The organism is Synechococcus sp. H55.2, from assembly GCF_047462495.1.
In the GTDB taxonomy this organism is placed as follows: Bacteria; Cyanobacteriota; Cyanobacteriia; order Thermostichales; family Thermostichaceae; genus Thermostichus.
Genome location: NZ_JANSJH010000059.1, coordinates 1 through 17,205, shown reverse-complemented (window position 1 = coordinate 17,205; position 17,205 = coordinate 1). Strand labels below are relative to the sequence as shown.

Annotated in this window: 13 protein-coding genes; 7 read left to right on the top strand and 6 right to left on the bottom strand. The window is 61.2% G+C overall.

Annotated elements, in window-relative coordinates; translation table 11 throughout:
• The first annotated feature begins 110 nt into the window (after positions 1 to 110).
• A complete protein-coding gene (locus tag NW844_RS08310) occupies positions 111 to 578 on the top strand; it encodes a peroxiredoxin family protein (RefSeq protein WP_414334921.1) in 468 nt (155 codons plus the stop codon).
• Here NW844_RS08310 and NW844_RS08305 read toward each other — a convergent pair.
• Positions 575 to 3,010 carry a glycoside hydrolase family 31 protein gene (locus tag NW844_RS08305; protein ID WP_414334920.1) on the bottom strand — a complete coding sequence of 812 codons (2,436 nt, stop codon included), beginning with the start codon at positions 3,008 to 3,010 and terminating at the stop codon, positions 575 to 577. The genes NW844_RS08310 and NW844_RS08305 overlap by 4 nt on opposite strands.
• Positions 3,011 to 3,202: 192 nt before the next feature.
• Here NW844_RS08305 and NW844_RS08300 point away from each other — a divergent pair, with 192 nt between their 5' ends.
• Positions 3,203 to 4,291, top strand: coding sequence for a PQQ-dependent sugar dehydrogenase (locus NW844_RS08300; protein WP_414334919.1), 1,089 nt, complete (start codon positions 3,203 to 3,205; stop codon positions 4,289 to 4,291).
• 73 nt (positions 4,292 to 4,364) lie between these two features.
• Here NW844_RS08300 and NW844_RS08295 read toward each other — a convergent pair whose 3' ends face one another.
• A complete protein-coding gene (locus tag NW844_RS08295) occupies positions 4,365 to 4,814 on the bottom strand; it encodes a hypothetical protein (RefSeq protein WP_414334918.1) in 450 nt (149 codons plus the stop codon).
• A gap of 284 nt (positions 4,815 to 5,098) precedes the next feature.
• Entirely contained in the window at positions 5,099 to 5,302 is a 204-nt protein-coding gene (gene psbH / locus NW844_RS08290) for a photosystem II reaction center phosphoprotein PsbH (protein ID WP_414331336.1), read from the bottom strand.
• Between the two features lie 204 nt (positions 5,303 to 5,506).
• Between psbH and psbN the strand changes: the two genes are divergently transcribed.
• Complete coding sequence (gene psbN / locus NW844_RS08285) at positions 5,507 to 5,638, top strand: photosystem II reaction center protein PsbN (protein ID WP_011432995.1); 132 nt, start codon at positions 5,507 to 5,509, stop codon at positions 5,636 to 5,638.
• A gap of 26 nt (positions 5,639 to 5,664) precedes the next feature.
• Positions 5,665 to 6,534, top strand: coding sequence for a diaminopimelate epimerase (gene dapF / locus NW844_RS08280; RefSeq protein WP_414334917.1), 870 nt, complete (start codon positions 5,665 to 5,667; stop codon positions 6,532 to 6,534).
• Between the two features lie 6 nt (positions 6,535 to 6,540).
• Here the strand turns inward: dapF and NW844_RS08275 are convergent, their stop codons facing one another.
• Both NW844_RS08275 and NW844_RS08270 read right to left on the bottom strand, forming a co-directional pair.
• A complete protein-coding gene (locus NW844_RS08275; protein WP_414334916.1) occupies positions 6,541 to 7,185 on the bottom strand; it encodes a hypothetical protein in 645 nt (214 codons plus the stop codon).
• 113 nt (positions 7,186 to 7,298) lie between these two features.
• Positions 7,299 to 7,814: a hypothetical protein gene (locus NW844_RS08270; RefSeq protein WP_414334915.1), complete on the bottom strand. Its 516-nt coding sequence runs from the start codon at positions 7,812 to 7,814 to the stop codon at positions 7,299 to 7,301.
• A gap of 265 nt (positions 7,815 to 8,079) precedes the next feature.
• Here NW844_RS08270 and pcrA point away from each other — a divergent pair, with 265 nt between their 5' ends.
• The 3 genes from pcrA to NW844_RS08255 all read left to right on the top strand — a co-directional run bounded on the left by pcrA (position 8,080) and on the right by NW844_RS08255 (position 15,283).
• Positions 8,080 to 10,425 carry a DNA helicase PcrA gene (gene pcrA, locus NW844_RS08265; protein WP_414334914.1) on the top strand — a complete coding sequence of 782 codons (2,346 nt, stop codon included), beginning with the start codon at positions 8,080 to 8,082 and terminating at the stop codon, positions 10,423 to 10,425.
• Between the two features lie 418 nt (positions 10,426 to 10,843).
• Entirely contained in the window at positions 10,844 to 12,061 is a 1,218-nt protein-coding gene (locus tag NW844_RS08260) for an efflux RND transporter periplasmic adaptor subunit (protein ID WP_414334913.1), read from the top strand.
• 24 nt (positions 12,062 to 12,085) lie between these two features.
• Positions 12,086 to 15,283 carry an efflux RND transporter permease subunit gene (locus tag NW844_RS08255; RefSeq protein ID WP_414334912.1) on the top strand — a complete coding sequence of 1,066 codons (3,198 nt, stop codon included), beginning with the start codon at positions 12,086 to 12,088 and terminating at the stop codon, positions 15,281 to 15,283.
• A gap of 226 nt (positions 15,284 to 15,509) precedes the next feature.
• On the opposite strand, the gene gndA is transcribed toward NW844_RS08255, so the two are convergent.
• Entirely contained in the window at positions 15,510 to 16,919 is a 1,410-nt protein-coding gene (gndA, locus tag NW844_RS08250) for an NADP-dependent phosphogluconate dehydrogenase (RefSeq protein WP_414334911.1), read from the bottom strand.
• Positions 16,920 to 17,205: the final 286 nt, after the last annotated feature.

Below are 17,205 nucleotides of genomic sequence, written 5' to 3'. Positions count from 1 at the left end.
TAACCCCCATAAACTCATCCCGTCAAGAGATAACTCAAAGTTTTTTCGGCGGAGAAGGGATCCGGATTCGCCGTTAGACTGGTGAGGGGATCTTGAGGTCGGATGGCTCTATGGGTATTGTGATTGGGACCGCAGCTCCTGACTTCAGCCTGCCTGCAGTGGGGAAAGGGATCCCAAAGGGGGCCCAGATTTCGCTGGGGGCCTATCGGGGCAAGAGCAAGGTGTTGCTGGCTTTTTACCCGGCGGACTTCTCGCCGGTGTGTACGAGCGAGATGCGCTGTTTTCGGGAGGATTGGGGAGCTTTTCGGGCAGCAGGGTGCGAGATCTTGGGGATTAGCAGTGATCCTGTCTCCAAGCACGAAGCCTTTGCCGAGCAGCTCAAGCTGGAGTTTCCTTTGCTGAGCGATGTGGACAGGAGGGTGAGCCAGCAATACGGGGTGGATAGTCTGCTGGGGATACGGCGGGCCTATTTTGTGGTGGATAGCCAAGGGATCCTGCGCTACCAGCATGTGGAGTGGCTGCCCATCTTCAAGCGGGACAACCGCGAGCTGCTGGAGGCGGTGAGGGCAGTTGACTAGGGGCGGGCTCTTTCTGGGCTGGACAGACAGATCTGCTGGGCCTGGCCGCTGTCGGGCAAGAGGAGGGGGGCCTGGCCAAGGGGCTCAAGGATCCAGGTGCGTTTGGGTGGGATCCAGCCACCGTGGCGGGGCTCGATCTCTAGGAGGAGCTGGTTGGCCTGCTGGTGCAGGCGGAAGGTGGTGGTGGCCCACTGGCCGCTTGAGTAGGCGAGGGTTTGGCCGTCGTCTTCGTAGAGGGTGAAGCTGCCGTCACCGGGGTAGAGTTTAAGGCGCAGTTGGTCACGGCGCAGGTCGGTGGTGGACTGGCAGGGAGGAGCTAAGGGCAGGATAGAGCCGCTGCGCACAAGGAGAGGCAGTTGGTCAAGGGGGGCGGGGGCCAGCACATAGCCAGGGCCGCTGTGGGCCTGGCCTGTCCACCAGTCAAACCAGGTGCCCGCCGGGAGATAGACAGCGCGGCAGCGGATCCCCGGACGGACGACGGGGGCAGCTAGGAGGGCGGATCCCAGCATGGCTTGATCGGAGATCTCGTAGGTCTGGGGATCGTCAGGGAATTCGTAGAACAGGGGGCGCAGGATGGGGGAGCCGGTTTGGCTGGACTCCCAGAAGAGGCTGTAGAGGTAGGGCAACAGTTGATAACGCAGCTGGATGGCCTGTCGAGCAATGGCTTCCACCTCAGGGCCAAAGCTCCAGGGTTCGTGGGGGCGAGTTCCCTGAGCACTGTGGCCGCGCATGAGGGGATAGAGGAGCCCCATTTGCATCCAGCGGGCAAACAGTTCAGGAGTAGCGTTGCCCCCGAAGCCGCCGATGTCGGCGCCGACAAAGCTAACTCCCGACAGGCCCAGGTTGAGGAGCATGGGTAGGGACATCTCCAGATGTTCCCAGGAGGATTGGTTGTCTCCTGTCCAGACGGCAGCCCAGCGCTGGATCCCGGCAAAGCCGGAGCGGGTGAGGACAAAGGGGCGCTGGTTGGGGCAGAGCTGTTCTAGACCCTCGCGGGAGGCGCGGGCCATCAGGAGGCCATAGAGGTTGTGCACCTCGGCGTGGGTGGTGCGCTCTTCGGGGGATCCTTGGGGGGCGTCGGGGGGGATGTCCACAATTTGGCCCCCATCTCCAAAGGGGCGGTCGTTGAGGGCCGGCTCATTCATGTCGTTCCAGATGCCATCCACACCGGCTTGAGTGAGAACCCGCTGCCAGGATCCCCACCACTGCCGCACTGCGGGGCGCGAGAAATCGGGGAAGAGAACTTTGCCCGGCCAAACATAGCCGTGGAAGAGGTGGCCGTCGGCGCGGCGAATGAAGAAGTCTTGGGCCAGGCCCTCGTCAAAAACGGCGTAGTCGGCTTCGGGATCGAACTTGACGCCGGGATCCCCAATGGCCACCACTCGAAAGCCGGCTTCATGCAGCCGGGCCGTGAGGCGGGCGGGATCGGGGAAGCGGCGGGGATCCCAGGTGAAAACGCGGTAGCCGCGCATGTAGTCGATATCCAGGTAGATGACGTCGCAGGGGATCTGGCGCTGGCGAAATTGCTCGGCAATGTTCTGTACTTGAGCAGCGCTGGCGTAGCTCCAGCGGCACTGCTGGTAGCCGAGGGCCCAGAGCGGAGGCAGGGGGGTTCGCCCGGTGAGTTGGGTGTAGGTCTGGAGCACCAAGGCGGGGGTAGGGCCGTAGATGAGGTAGTAGTCCAGCTCGGGGGCGCGCACTTCGATGGCCCACTGTTCAGGCTCCGCCTGGCCTAGGTCAAACTGGCTCCAGTGGGTGCAGTGCAGGAAGAGGCCGTAGCAGAGGCCAGGGCGGAGGAGCAAGGCAAAGGGAATGGCCAGATAGAGGTTGTCACTGTGGGCGTCGTAGCCCCAGCAGTCGCGGGTCCAGTGGCTGTAGCGCCAGCCCCGCTTGTTGAGCAGCCCAGCCCGTTCTCCCAGGCCGTAGATGTGCTCGGCGGGGTGGAGGGATTTAACCAGGCGGATGCTCTCGGATCCCCAACTGAGGCCCCCAGAGATATCGGCACAAAAGACCTGGCCCTGGGGATCGCGAAAGCTGAAGCAGAGGGGATCCCGGTCGATCTGCAGTTGCACCAGAGAAGTGCTGAGGTGAACTTGGGTGGGGCTTTCCTGCAGCTCAAAAGGAGCCGGCGGCCACTCTGCATCCGCCAGAGCCACATCCCAAGAACGACGGGGCAAAAACTCGCCGCTGGGGCTAAAGCGCAGCCGCAGCAGACGAGGGGTGAGCACCTGCACAGACCAGCAGCCCTGAGTACAGAGGAGACGGATCCCCCTGGGATGGGCCTGAAGTTCCTGCAGGGATCCACAGGTTTGCCTCTGGGGCTGGCCGAAGATCTCGCTAGCTTCCAGCATGGTTTGGGGGCAGATGCTGCCCTCAAGGCTAACCCAAGGCCGCAAGGGAGCAGGCAGCTCCCCACTCTTGTGCGCAGCCAACTCTGCTCCCATCGGTACATCTTTTTAGAAGAGCAGCAGCAATGATTGGCTAGCTCAAACCTCAAAATCCATCGCGAAAACGAGGTGGCAATGGCTCTGAGGATCCCGGCGATAAAACTTCTCTCCTCGCTGTTGCTTTTGGGGGGGTTGTCCGCCCCTGTTGGGGCCTACCCGGTCAGACCGGAAACGGTCATGTCTCTGCAACAGGGGGATCACGCCCAAGCTCTGCCCAGAGCCAGGACAGAGCAGCGCTTCCAGGTCGTGACGTTGGCAAGCGGGTTGGAGCATCCTTGGGGGATGGCCTTTCTGCCAGACGGAACCATCCTGGTGACCGAACGTCCGGGCCGGCTGCGCCGAGTTACCGAGCAGGGGTTGGATCCCCAGCCCATCGCTGGGGTGCCAGAGGTGTTTGCCCGCGGCCAGGGAGGGCTGCTGGATATTGCCTTGCACCCCAACTACGCAGAGAACGGCTGGATCTACTTGTCCCATGCAGCTCCTGGGCCAGGCGGCGGGGGGACGCGAGTGGCGCGGGCCCGCCTGGGAGAAAGAGGACTCCAGGATCTGGAAGTGATTTTTGACATGGAGCGCAAGACGCCTGCCCAACAGCACTTCGGCTCCCGCCTGGCCTTTGACGAAGAAGGGTTTCTCTACATCAGCACCGGCGACCGCGGCGAGCGGGATCGGGCCCAGGATCTGGGGGATGCCGCCGGCAAGGTGTTGCGCCTTATGGATACAGGCGGGATCCCGGCGGACAATCCTTTTGTGAATCAAGCGGGGGCTTTGCCGGAAATTTTTACCTATGGCCACCGCAACATTCAGGGAATGGCCCGCCACCCCGAGACAGGAGCCATTTGGACGCACGAACATGGGCCGCAAGGGGGGGACGAGATCAACATCTTGGCCCCCGGCGTCAACTACGGCTGGCCCCTGATTACCCATGGTCGGGAGTACAGCGGCGAACCGGTCGGCCAAGGACTGGCGGCAGCTCCTGGATTGGCTTCGCCGCTGCTGCACTGGACGCCCTCCATTGCCCCTTCCGGCATGGCCTTTTATACAGGAGATGCCTTCCCTGAATGGCGGGGCAACTTATTCGTGGGGGCTTTGGCGGGACAGCATTTGGCGCGTTTGGTACTAGATGGGGATCGCGTTGTGGCAGAAGAGCGCCTGCTGCAAGGGGCGGTGGGTCGCATCCGGGATGTGCGCCAGGGGCCGGATGGCTTGCTCTACTTGTTGACCGATGCCCCCAACGGATCCCTGTTGCGCTTGGAGCCAAGCTCTTGATTGGGGTTAAGCTACATGGCCCTAGTCCTGTGGGATTAGCCCCAGCAGAGTTTCCTAACTCCCACTGCCGCTACTACAAGAACTTGACATCTTGCTCAATGGGGAGTGGCTCTCCTGTTTGGGCATCTGTATTTTGGCAGGCAAAGCACTCCTCTGGAGTTAGCCTAATAACCTGCCCTGGAGCCGGCAGAAGGAACATCCTTAGCTCTTTGGTTGGGATCAGGACAGTTTTGCCATTTGGGGCCTTGCGCTTGTGTTTTTCGTCGGCGAAGGTTCTGACAACGCAAGATATGGGATAGTAGTCGCCGTTTTGGAGCTTAGCTTCCAAAAGCGCTCTCCAGTAAGGGCTGTATCCGAAAATCCACTGACCCTTAGAAAACTTGAGATCGAATGCTTGACTCCAAATTCTGCTGTAAAAAGTGATAATCGATGTCCTGACTTTGTAGGCTCCTGTTATCTCCTCCAAGTGAGATAAAAACTCGCCGGCAGTCAATGCTTGAGGAGGATTGACAAAGGGACTCATGAAGCATCTCCTGGCTTTTGGTTACAGGCAGGGGATACCTGGGTCTTCCCAGTCTACCCAAATCGAAACACCTGCCCAGCGGCCAGGAGTCTGTTAGAAGCTGTCCGTCCTCGTTGTCGATAGCCCGGGGCTCCCCATCAAAGGCAGGGGAGCCTGTAGATAGAAGCAGCACTCAGGAGGAGAAGCTGGGGATCCGTCTGCTGAAAACTGGTGCCGGCTGGGACACAAAAACCTCTCGATACCGGCATTTTTTCAGAAACAGCGCCAACGGTAGCCAAAGGTGCTCAGAAGCTGAGGCTCTCCCAAGAGACGTTGATGTCTTCCAAGAGCAGCGACTTGTTGTAGATCTGCAGAATGATCAACAAAAAGACGGCGAACAGAGCCATGAAGACCGCCATCAGGGGCGTGGTGCCCCAGCCAGGGGCCACTTTGCCGTATTCCGAGTTGAGGGGACGCAGCAGATCGCCCAGTTTGGTACGAATGGCCATAGGTTCTCGCGATAGGTCAAAGACAGGACAGGATGGATTTATCAAGTTGGGAGTGATCAGGGCGGCGGAGCGCTGCTGCTCAGCACCGTCAAGACAGCCGCCCCCTAAAATCAGGCTATCAGAATCTGGCCGAACCCTTTTGTCTCAGGCAATGAATTGTAAACTTGTGTAATACTATAGTCGAATACCCTCAGGATCGAAGATATGGAGCCCACCTTTTCCCTGATTGTGGCGATCGCGGCAGTTACCATCTGCATCACCGCGTTTGCCATCTACACGGCCTTTGGCCCCCCTTCTAAGGACTTGCAGGATCCCTACGAGATGCACGAGGATTGAAGCCGGTTGTTTTGCGGTTCCGCTGCATGCCTGTTCGTTTGCCCTCCCGTCTCTCTTTCCACAAATACCAGGGGCTGGGGAACGACTTTATCTTGGTGGACAACCGCCACCAGCCGCAGCCCTGCCTGACGCCTGAGGAAGCCGTTGCCCTCTGCAACCGCCGCTTTGGCGTGGGGGCAGATGGGGTTATCTTTCTGCTGCCGGGGCAGGAGGGGGCCGACTTCAGCATGCGCCTGTTCAACAGCGACGGCTCGGAGCCGGAGATGTGCGGCAACGGGATCCGCTGCTTGGCCCGCTTTTTGCAGGATCTGGGGATCCCTGGCCGAGACGGTGCCTACCCGATCCACACCTTGGCGGGGCGGATCGTGCCGCGGGTGCAGCCAAATGGCCTGGTGACGGTGGACATGGGGATCCCTCGCCTCTTGGCCGGGCAAGTCCCCACCACTTTGGCCAAACCGGATGCCAAGGTGATTCGGCAACCGCTCCCGGTGGCCGGGCGGGAGTGGCCGGTGACGGCGGTGAGCATGGGCAACCCCCATTGTGTGGTCTTCTTGGAAGAAGAGGGATCCCTGGAGGAGCTGGACTTGGAAAGGGTAGGCCCCCTGTTTGAGCATCACCCAGCCTTTCCCGAGCGCACCAACACCGAATTTGTGCAGGTGCTCGGCCCCAACCGCCTGCGGCTGCGGGTTTGGGAGCGGGGGGCAGGGGCGACGCTGGCCTGTGGGACAGGCGCCTGTGCCGCCCTGGTGGCCGCCGTTTTGGAAGAGCGGGCCGAGCCCCAAGCCACGGTAGAGCTGCCGGGAGGCAATCTGGAGATTCGCTGGGATCCCGATACCCAACACGTATGGATGACCGGGCCGGCCCTGCCTGTTTTCAGCGGCACCACGGCCGAGTGAGAGATCTCAGGCTCCCAAGCCCAGCAAGAGAAAGGCCAGCAGGGCGAGGATCCCGCGGGCAAGGCTCCAGCCCTGCCGCCAGATCAGCGCCACCGCCAGGCCCAGCAAGACCAACCCCAGCCCCAGACCAAAGCGGAGAAACAGGGGGTGCACCCATTGGTTGAGGGAGCGTTTGAGCCAGGGGAAGAACACCCCCAAGGCGAAGGCCAGCCCCACCGGGATCCAGTCGATCCAACCCGTCCGCTCCCAGCCCCCCACCAGGTAGAAGCCGGCCAGGCAAAGGCCTAGGCAGAAAAACAGCACGCGCCTGCCGGGATAGTCTTGTCGGTAGCTGGAAGCAAGACTGCGGGGCTCCTTGGGATGGGCCAAGACCAATGGCTCTACGGCGAAGCTTTCGCTCCACTCCGGTGCCTCATCCATTTGCCCGCGGCACCAGAGGTAAACGTTGACTTTTCGCAACCCCTGCAGCAGCGAGGCTTCCACGGCGTTGCGCACCACCTCCATCACCTGCAGGGTATCCACCACATCGCCGGGCAGCCGTTCCAGCAACACATTCAGCACCTGACCCTTCAGCTCCGCGCGGCCAAACAGCCGCAAATCGGCCAGCTTGTAGTCGAGGATTTGGTTTAAGGTCTTGAGCTGGCGACGCATGGGATCCCGGCACCAAGCCGTCTGACAGGTTTGCTCTCAAGTTTGCACATGACTTCGCTAGAACCAGTTTAGCGGTTGGGGAGGAAGCAACGGAAAAGCGGGATCCAGGGCAATCAAGTGCGCGTGCGAATGCACTGACGAATGCTGAGGTTGGACTGGTCCAGGTTGGCGAACCCGCCCAGGAGGGTGCCTTGGTTGTCCAAAAGCAGCAAGGCGGCCTGGCGGCGAAAATCGATCCCCGGCAGCACCTCGGCAGCCACCTCCTGCAGCCTCTGGATGGTTGCTCCCTCGAAATCGACGGAGACATAGACAAACGGAGAAACCAAGCGCGGATCCGTGGGCGCGCTCTCGCGGATGGCCTGTAAAACCAGGTTTCGCACCAGCAACAGCCCTCTGCCATCGACCAACACGATCTGGCGCAGCCGAGGGTTTTGCCCAAACTCCAGGGCCAAGCTTTTGGAAAGAGCTTCCGCTTGGGAGCGGGTTTGGCTGTTGGTCAAGATCACGGCCTGAATGCCGTCGTACTGACTTAAGTCGAGCCGATCCCCGGAAACGCTTTCCAGCTTGAGGTCAAGAGAGGCTTGGGGGTTGCCGCTGCTGGGGCAGTTGCCGGCTTGAGCTGGAGCCAACGGGCCCGCGGAGAGGAGAGCAAAGGTAGCAACCCCCAAAGCGACCAGTCTTTTTGGAAAGCCAAGCGGGCAGCAATTAGGTGGGGCCCCGCAACTAAGCAAAACTCGTTTCATAGCAGCAAGTTCTGGGGTGAGCTGGCCAAATCTTAACCAATCTTCATCTTTAGCTTTGGCGCTCTAGAGTACCTTTTGGGCTTCCCAAGCCTGTTGGGTTGCCAGCCAGCCTGCGCCCATAATGGAAAGCAGTTTCTCGTTGGCGGCAGATATGACTTCTGGCTCCTTGTTGGATGCCCTCAACCCTGCTCAACGGCAAGCGGTGCAACATTTTTGTGGCCCTTTGCTGGTGGTGGCGGGGGCAGGTTCCGGCAAGACGCGCACCCTCGCCTATCGCATCGCCCACCTCATCCGCCACTATCGGGTGGATCCGGGGGAGATTTTGGCCGTGACCTTCACCAACAAGGCCGCCCGCGAAATGAAAGAGCGCATCGAGCAGCTCTTTGCCCAGCAGGAGGCCCAGGAGCAGTTTGGGATCCCCTTGGAGCAACTGGAGCCGGCCCAGGCGACGCGGCTGAAATCGGCGGTTTACCGCCGCTGGATTAAACCCCTTTGGATTGGTACGTTCCACAGCCTATTTGCCCAGATCCTGCGCCTGGAGATTGAAAAATACCAGGATCCCAAGGGACGCAAGTGGACTCGTAACTTCTCGATTTTCGATGAATCGGACGCCCAATCCCTGGTTAAAGAGATTGTAACTAAGCAACTCAACTTAGATGAGCGCAAGTTCGATCCAAGATCGGTGCGCTACGCCATTAGCAATGCCAAAAACCAGGGTTGGACTCCTCGCGATTTAGAGCGCCACCAGCCCAACTTCCGAGGCCGCATCCTCGCTCAGGTTTACGAGCTCTACGAAGATCAACTGGCGGCCAACAATGCCCTCGATTTCGACAACTTAATTTGGATCCCGGTGCAGCTTTTTCGTCAAAATGAGCAGGTCTTGGCCTACTGGCACCAGCACTTTCGGCACATCTTGGTGGACGAATACCAAGATACCAACCGCACCCAGTACGAGCTGATCCGGCTGCTGGCAACCAACGGCGAGACCCGCCGCTCCGAGTGGGACTGGACCAATCGCTCCCTCTTTGTGGTGGGCGATGCGGATCAAAGCATCTATCGCTTTCGGGGGGCTGATTTCACCATTTTGCTGGAGTTTCAAGAGACCTTTGGCGATGGCCTGCCGGACGACGATACCCGCACCCTGATCAAATTGGAAGAAAACTATCGCTCTACAGCTACTATTTTGCAGGCGGCCAATGCCCTCATCGAGAAAAACACCGAGCGCATCGACAAGGTTCTCCGGCCAACGCGCCACCAGGGCAGTTTTATCATCTGCCATCAGGCCGAAGATGAGATGGCCGAGGCTGAGTTTGTGGTCAACACCATCCGACGATTACACGGCCAAAATCCCAACTCTTCCTGGGGAGATTTTGCCATCCTCTACCGCACCAACGCCCAATCTCGCCCCTTTGAAGAGGTTTTGCTGCGCTGGGGGATCCCTTACACGGTGGTGGGCGGGCTGCGATTTTACGATCGCAAAGAGATTAAGGATGTGCTGGCCTATTTGCGGGTTGTGCTCAACCCTGCCGATTCTTTTAGCCTGTTGCGCATTATCAATGTGCCGCGGCGGGGTATCGGCAAATCGACTCTGGACAAGCTAACCGAAGCGGCGGCTGCCTTAAATGTACCCCTGTGGACTATCCTCAGCGACGAGGCTTCTGTCACCAACCTGGTGGGGCGTTCGGCCAAGCCGGTTCTTCAGTTTGCCGAGCTTATCCAGCATTGGCACAGACAGATGGCCCAGGTTTCGGCTGCCGCCCTCCTAGAGGGGCTGCTGCGGGATTGCGGCTATCTGGAAGATCTCAAGGCCCAGGGCACAGAAGAGGCCGAGGAAAGGATCGCCAACGTGATGGAACTCTACAACGCGGCCCGCCAATTTGAAGAAGAACAGGAGGATCCCAGCCTTGAGGCTTTCTTGAGCAATGTGTCTTTGGCTTCCGATTTGGACAACCTTCAGGAGGGAGCTGAGAAAGTTTCGTTAATGACGTTGCACGCTTCCAAAGGGCTGGAGTTCCCGGTGGTGTTTTTGGTGGGGTTGGAACAGGGCCTATTTCCCAATTTTCGCGCCCTGGAGGATCCCGCTGCTTTGGAAGAGGAACGGCGCCTCTGCTACGTGGGCATCACCCGCGCCCGCGAGCAATTGTTTCTCTGCCACGCCAGCGAGCGGCGGCTCTACGGCAACCGGGAACCAGCTATTCCCTCTCTATTTTTAAGCGAGCTGCCCCAAGAGCTAATCCAATGGGAGAGAGGCAGGGGGCTTTCGTTCTCCGCCGACAACGCGGCTGCGGCCACGCCCAAAGCAAAGGCTGCTCGCCGCCAAAGCCGTTCCTCCCAGTGGGCAGTTGGGGATCGCCTGCAACATCCCCAATTCGGACAGGGGCAAATTACCCACGTGTTCGGCAGCGGCGAACGGATCACCCTGGCGGTGAGGTTTCCCGCCATCGGCCAGCAGAAAATCTTGGATCCCCGCATCGCGCCCATTCAAAAGCTCAGCTAGCTAGCTGGGCCCGAAACCGCTTTGGAGATGGATGGCGTAGCGGTATGGGTCTCATCCTTTTTGTAGGTGCCTTCATCTCGCCCAGAACTTGCTTGGAATAGGGCGGGTTGGCAGGGATCCCTTTTGTCGTGTAGAAATGTGAAGGCTTGCTAGGGCAAGGCCCCTGAAAAGATCACAAGGCCGACCATCCGGGTTTGAACCCTTTCCCCAGGTGGGCAGTCTAGCCGGATGGGCCGTCGTTTTTGGGTTGTGAGGCGGGCTTGTTCTCTTCGAGGGCAGTTACAGCGGGCAAGCGAGTGGTAGGTGGCTGATGCGCTGCAGCAAAAGGGGAGCTGGGCTACTCATCCTGCCGGCAGGACAGAGCTCCGGCTCGGCAAGGCAACTCCCTCTAGCTTTTGCCTTCGCTCTGGCGTTGCTTGTGGGCGTTCCCGGCTCTGTCGCCTATACCCAGATGGTTTGGGCCCAGCGTCCGGTGGAAGGCGGCGGCCAAGGTAGGGCGCCGCGCCCTGTCTCGGTGGATGTGGCCACAGCCCAGGTGGGATCCCTGGGGGCCGACTTGCGCTACACCGGCACCACCCAGCCCCTGCGGCAGGTGACGCTGCGCACCCGGATCGAGGGGCTGTTGCTACAGCTAGCGGTGGATGTCGGGGATCCGGTGCAAGCGGGGCAACTGCTGGGTCAGTTGGATCCCACCCTGCTGCAGGCGGCTCTGCTGCAGGCCCAATCGCAACTGGCGGCGCAGGAATCTCAGGTGGCCCAGGCGCAGGCGCAACTGAGCAATGCCCGCACCCAAGTGGAGCAGGCCCGCCTGAACCTTTTGCAACTGGAGGCCGATGCCGAACGCCTAGGACAACTGGCGCAAAAGGGAGCTGTTTCCGCCCAACAGGCGGAACAAGCCCGCACCGCCGCCCGCACGGCTGCTCAGGCCTTGCGCTCGGCAGAGGAACAGGTACGTGTCCAAGAGCAAGCGGTGATCGCTGCCCAGCGCCAGGTGGACGCCCAGGGATCCCTGGTGGCCCAGGCCCAGGAGCGCCTTTCCTACACCCAACTGCGCTCGCCCCTGACGGGGGTGGTGCTCTCCCGGCAGGCGGATCCGGGCGCTTTTTTGAACGCGGGGGCAGACGTGCTGACGGTGGCCGATTTCAGCCAGGTGAGGGTGGAGTTTCCCCTTTCTGAATTGGAGCTGGCGCGGGTGCAGGTGGGCCAAGCCGTTCAGGTGGAATTGGACGCCTTTCCTGGCCAACGCTTCGCTGGACAAATTGCCCGCATCTCCCCGGCTGCCGATCCCCAGGCCCGCCTGATCCCGGTTGAAGTGGTGATCCCCAACCCCGGCGGCCGCATCGGCAGTGGCTTGTTGGCCCGAGTGGAGCTGACCAGGCCGCAGGCGCAGCGGGTGATCGTGCCAGCCACAGCAATTCAACAGAACGAGCCGGGTGCAGCCCTGGTCTTTGTGGTGGAGCGGCAGGGGGAAACGGCGCGGGTGTTGGCCCGCCCGGTGCAACTGGGAGCACAGCGGGATGGCCAGGTGGAGATCGTGTCGGGATTGGAAGCTGGCGAGCCGTTTGTGGTGCGCAGCGCTGCCCCTTTGCAAGATGGGCAGGAAGTGCAGCTAAGTGTCCTCTCGGAACGATTCTAAACGTTTATCAAAGGAGCTACGCCCATGACCCCAGCCCCGAGCGGACTCAGCCTCAGCGGCCTGGCCATCCGCCGCCACATTGGCACCCTGATGCTGGCTTTGGCGGCGATCGTCATGGGCTTCTATTTCCTCACCCGCCTGCCGGTGGATCTGTTGCCCTCGATTGTCTATCCCCGCATTGGCGTGCGGGTGGAGCTGGCGGGAGTAACCCCAGAGGTGGCCGTCGAGGAGATTACCCGCCCTCTGGAAGACTCGCTTTCCACTGTGGAAGGGGTGGAACAGATCTATTCCACCACCCGCGAAGGGCAAGTCCGGGTGGATCTCTTCTTTGCGCCGGGGGGCAACATCGATCAAGCCCTCAACGACACCACGGCGGCGGTGAACCGAGCCAGAGGACGGCTGCCGGATGGGGTTTCGGCTCCCACGGTGTTTAAGTTTGACCCTTCCCAGTTGCCCGTTTATGAGTTTGCCCTGAACGCGCCCGGGCTGACGGATGTGGAGCTGCGCCGCTTTGCCGAGGAAGAGTTGGCCCGCGAGTTGGGCGTGGTGCCGGGGGTGGCCACGGTGGATGTGGCCGGGGGCACTCTCGAAGAGGTGCAGGTGGATCTGGATGTGGAGCGGCTGCAGGCATTGGGGCTGGGCCTGACGGATGTGCTCGGCCAACTGCAGGCCCGCAACCAGGATCTTGCCGGGGGACGGATCCGCGGCGAGCTAGTGGAGCCTTTGACGCGCACAATAGGCCGGTTCCGCAGCCCGGAAGATATTCAAGCGCTGCGCTTCAACACCCCCAGTGGAGGGACGGTGCGCCTAACAGACTTTGCCACGGTGGCCGTGCGCCCTGCTGCCGAGGGGGTGCGGGTGACCTTGAATGGAGAGCCGGCTGTGCGCCTGAGCATTCAAAAGCAGCCGGATGCCAACACCATCCGCGTGGTGGACGGGATCCGTCGCCGCCTGGAACAACTGCGGGCCGCCGGCCTCATTCCGCCGCAAGTAACCCTGATCCCCACCAGCGACGAGTCCCGCTTCATCCGCAGCTCGATTCAAAGTGTGGCTCTTGCCGGCTTGAGCGGGGCGGTGCTGGCCGGGCTGGCGGTGTTGCTGTTTTTGGGATCCCTGCGCCAAACCCTGATCGTGGTGACCGCCATTCCCCTGGCCACCCTGGCGGCAGTGCTGCTGATGGGCCTGTTCGGCCTTTCCATCAATATCATCAGCCTGGGAGGGCTGGCCCTGGGGGTGGGGATCGTGGTGGACAACGCCATCGTGATGTTGGAAAACATCGCCAAAGGAACAGAAGGGATCCCACGGCAGGACGCCCGTTGGTTTGGGCAGCGGGTGCTGGAGCAAGCGGAGCGCAGCAGCCGCCAGTTGGAATCGGCCCTGGTGGCCTCCACGGCCACCAACCTGGTGTCGGTGTTGCCCTTCTTGCTGGTGGGAGGTTTTGTTTCGCTGATTTTCAACGAGCTGATTTTGACCATCAGCTTTGCCGTGGCCGGATCCCTGGTGGTGGGCCTGACGGTGGTGCCGATGCTCACCTCTCGCCTGTTGACGATCCGCCGCAGCAGTGGGCTGCGCCACTGGGGCCCGATCCGCAGCTTTGGGCGGGGGATCCTGGGTGGCACCTATGCCTATCGACGGCTGCTGAGCCGCTTGTTGCGGCGACCGGCGCTGCCTATCCTGCTGGCTTTTCTCCTCCTGGGCGGGGGCAGCTATTGGATGGCCGGGCAACTGAACCAAGAGCTTCTGCCCCGCATCGCCACCGGGCAGGTGAACCTGTCTGCCAACTTTGCCCCCGGCACCACTCTGGAGACCAACCACCGCATCATGCAGGCGGTGGATCGCCTTTTGCTAGAGCAACCTGAGGTGGAGTATGCGTTCACCACGGCAGGTGGATCCGCCTTTGGGGGCAGCACTGTTGAGAACCCCCTGCGGGGCACCAGCACCATCACCCTCAAGCCCGGCACCGACGTGGGACGTTTCGTGGATCGGGTGAACGGGTTGATAGGCCAACTGAACTTGGTGGGATCCCGCATCCGCGTGTTTCCGGGCAGCGTCCGCGGCCTTTCCGCCCGCAATTCTGCCGTCAATGCCGAAGTGGACGTGGTGCTCCAAGGGGAGGCCACTCAGGCGCTTCAAGAGGCTAGCCGCAGGGTGTTGCGGGCCTTGGACGAGCAGGCTACCCTCTCCACCTTCCGCCCTGATGCCGACGATAGCCAGCCGGAGCTCCAGATTTGGCCGGATTGGGAGCGGGCCGCTCCCCTGCGCCTCAGCCTTCAGGACATAGGCCGGGTGGTGCAGACGGCGGTGCAGGGATCCGTGCCCATCCAATTGCAGCAGGGCAGCCGCCTTCTGGATGTGCGGGTTCGCCTGGCCACGCCCATCACCCAGCCTTCGCAACTGGAGCGCCTGCCCTTGGCTGTGCAGAATGGCCAGCCGCTGCGCTTGGGGGATGTGGCCAGGTTGCAGATGGGGGAGGCCCCCGGGGAAATTCGCCGCCTCAACCAACGGCAGGTGGTCATTTTGAACGGCAGCCTCAGGGCCGGAGCCAACCAGAGCGCTGCTGTCGCCGAGGTGGATGAGATCCTGTCGGGCCTGGAACTGCCTGCCGGCGTGACCCGCCTGCCCAGCGTGGCCTTGGAAAACAACCGGGAGCTGCGCAACAACCTGCTGCTGCTGGGATCCCTGGCAGCTTTTTTGGTGTTTGTGGTGATGGCGGTGCAGTATAACTCCCTCCTCGACCCGCTGGTGATCATGCTGACGGTGCCTTTGGCCCTCTCCGGCGGCATCCTGGGCCTGTTCCTCACCCGCACGGCAGTGGGGGCTACGGTGCTGGTGGGGGCGGTGCTGCTGGTGGGCATTGTGGTCAACAACGCCATCTTGATGGTGGAGCTGGCCAACCAAATTCGAGAGGAACAGGGCTTGGATTATCGCAGCGCCATGCTAGAGGCTGCCCCGCAGCGGCTGCGCCCGATCCTGATGACCACAGTGACGACGGTGCTGGGCCTGTTCCCCCTGGCGTTGGGCTGGGGAGAGGGATCCGAGCTGCTGCAACCGCTGGGGGTTGTGGTTTTTTCCGGCCTTTCTTTGGCGACGCTGCTGACCTTGGTGGTGATCCCTTGCTTCTACGTGCTGCTGCATAGAGGGGGAAGCAAAACCTCAACTCCCCCTTTTCCCAAGCTGGCGGTTGTCCCACCCGCGGCTTTGTCCGAGACTGCTGGTCAGTAGCTGGGATTGGCACTGTTAATCGCCGCTTGGAGATGTTTCGCAGCGAGGGATCCCTGGGGGCACCCACTGCTTTGCCGGTGGCCAAGGGGATTACGCCCTGCGCCTCGCCTTCAGCTACCAACCGGAAGAGCGCATCCTCAGCAGCATCCAGGTCATCGGAGAACACCTGCACAAACTCATGGACCAACGCTGACAGATCCCAGGCCAGAGGGAGATCCCAAGACTTCTAGGGATTCCAGGCGTGGTGGAAAACCCCCGGCCTGTCGATGCGCTCAAAGGTGTGGGCCCCGAAGAAGTCCCGCTGGGCCTGGGTGAGGTTCTGGGGCAGGTCGGCGGTGCGGTAGCTGTCGTAGTAGGCCAAGGAGGCGCTGATGGCTGGGATCGGGATCCCCAGGGCTGCCGCCGTGGCCACCACCCGCCGCCAGGAGCCCTGTCGCTCCTGGATCGCCTGCTTGAACTCCTCATCCAAAAGTAGGTTCACCAGCTCTGGATCCCGTTTGTAGGCTGATTGGATCTCGCCCAGAAAGCGGGCGCGGATGATACAGCCCCCTTTCCAAATCCGCGGGATCTCGCTGAAGGTATAGACATAGCCGTGGGCAACGGTGGCTTGCCTGAGCAGCGCCATCCCCTGGGCATAGGAACAGATCTTGGAACAATAGAGGGCGGCACGCAGATCTTCAAGGAAGCAGTCGGGATCCCCTTCAAAAGTTGCATCGGGCCCTTTCAACTGAGCAGAGGCAGCCACCCGCTCCTCTTTCAGCGACGAGAGGATGCGAGCTTGCACCGCCGCTTCGATGGTGGGCACCGGCACCCCCAAATCCAGGGCATCCTTGACCGTCCACAAGCCCGTACCCTTCTGCCCCGCCTTGTCCAAAATCAGATCCACCAGCGGCTTGCCCGTCTCCGGATCCAGCGTTCCCAAAATCTTGGCGGTAATCTCAATCAAAAACGACTCCAGCTCCGTCTCGTTCCAGGCCTGAAAAATCTCCTGCATCTGCGAGGCCGTCAGCTTCAAGCCCCGGCGCATCAAGTCATAGACCTCGGCGATCAGTTGCATATCGCCATATTCGATGCCGTTGTGCACCATCTTCACGTAGTGCCCACCCCCTTTGGGCCCCAGGTAGGTAACGCAGGGGCCATCCGCCACTTGAGCGGCAATTTTGCTCAGGATGGGCTCCAGTTGGCGATAGGCTTCCGGGCTGCAGCCGGGCATGAGGCTGGGGCCGTTGAGGGCGCCCTCTTCGCCGCCGCTCACCCCCATGCCGACAAAGTGGATCCCGGTGGACTCCAGAGCCTCGGCGCGGCGATCCGTATCGGTGTAGAGGGAGTTGCCGCCATCGATGAGGATGTCTCCCGGCTCCAGCAGCGGCTTCAGCTCGTCGATCACCGCGTCTACCGGCGGGCCCGCCTTGACCATGATCAGGATTTTGCGGGGCCGCTCCATCATCTGCACCAATTCCGGCAGGCTGTAGGCAGGGGTGACCTGTTTGCCTTGGGCTCGCTCCCGCATGAACTGGTCGGTTTTGGAGCCGGTGCGGTTGTAGACGGCAACCGGAAAGCCGTTGCGCTCGACGTTGAGGGCCAGGTTTTCCCCCATCACCGCCAGGCCGATCACCGCAAAGCTAGGCTTGCTCATGGTTGGGGCACTATCGACACCTCACCCAATCTAGAGGTCGATCCGACCAACCGGGCTCAGGGATCCTGTTTTCTTCACTTTTGCCGGAGTGTAGGCTCAAGGACTCTCCGGATTTCCCATCCTTGCAGAGGAAGCACGTTCGAGATAGCTGCTGCCTCTGTGGCAACTGGATCAGCTAGAAACCACAGGAGCCCCGCCCTGTACCCGTAGGGTCAGGGTCGGGAGAAATGCGGACGACGTATAGTTGTAACATGACCCAAGTCCTGACTATCTCCTGCAAGCTCAA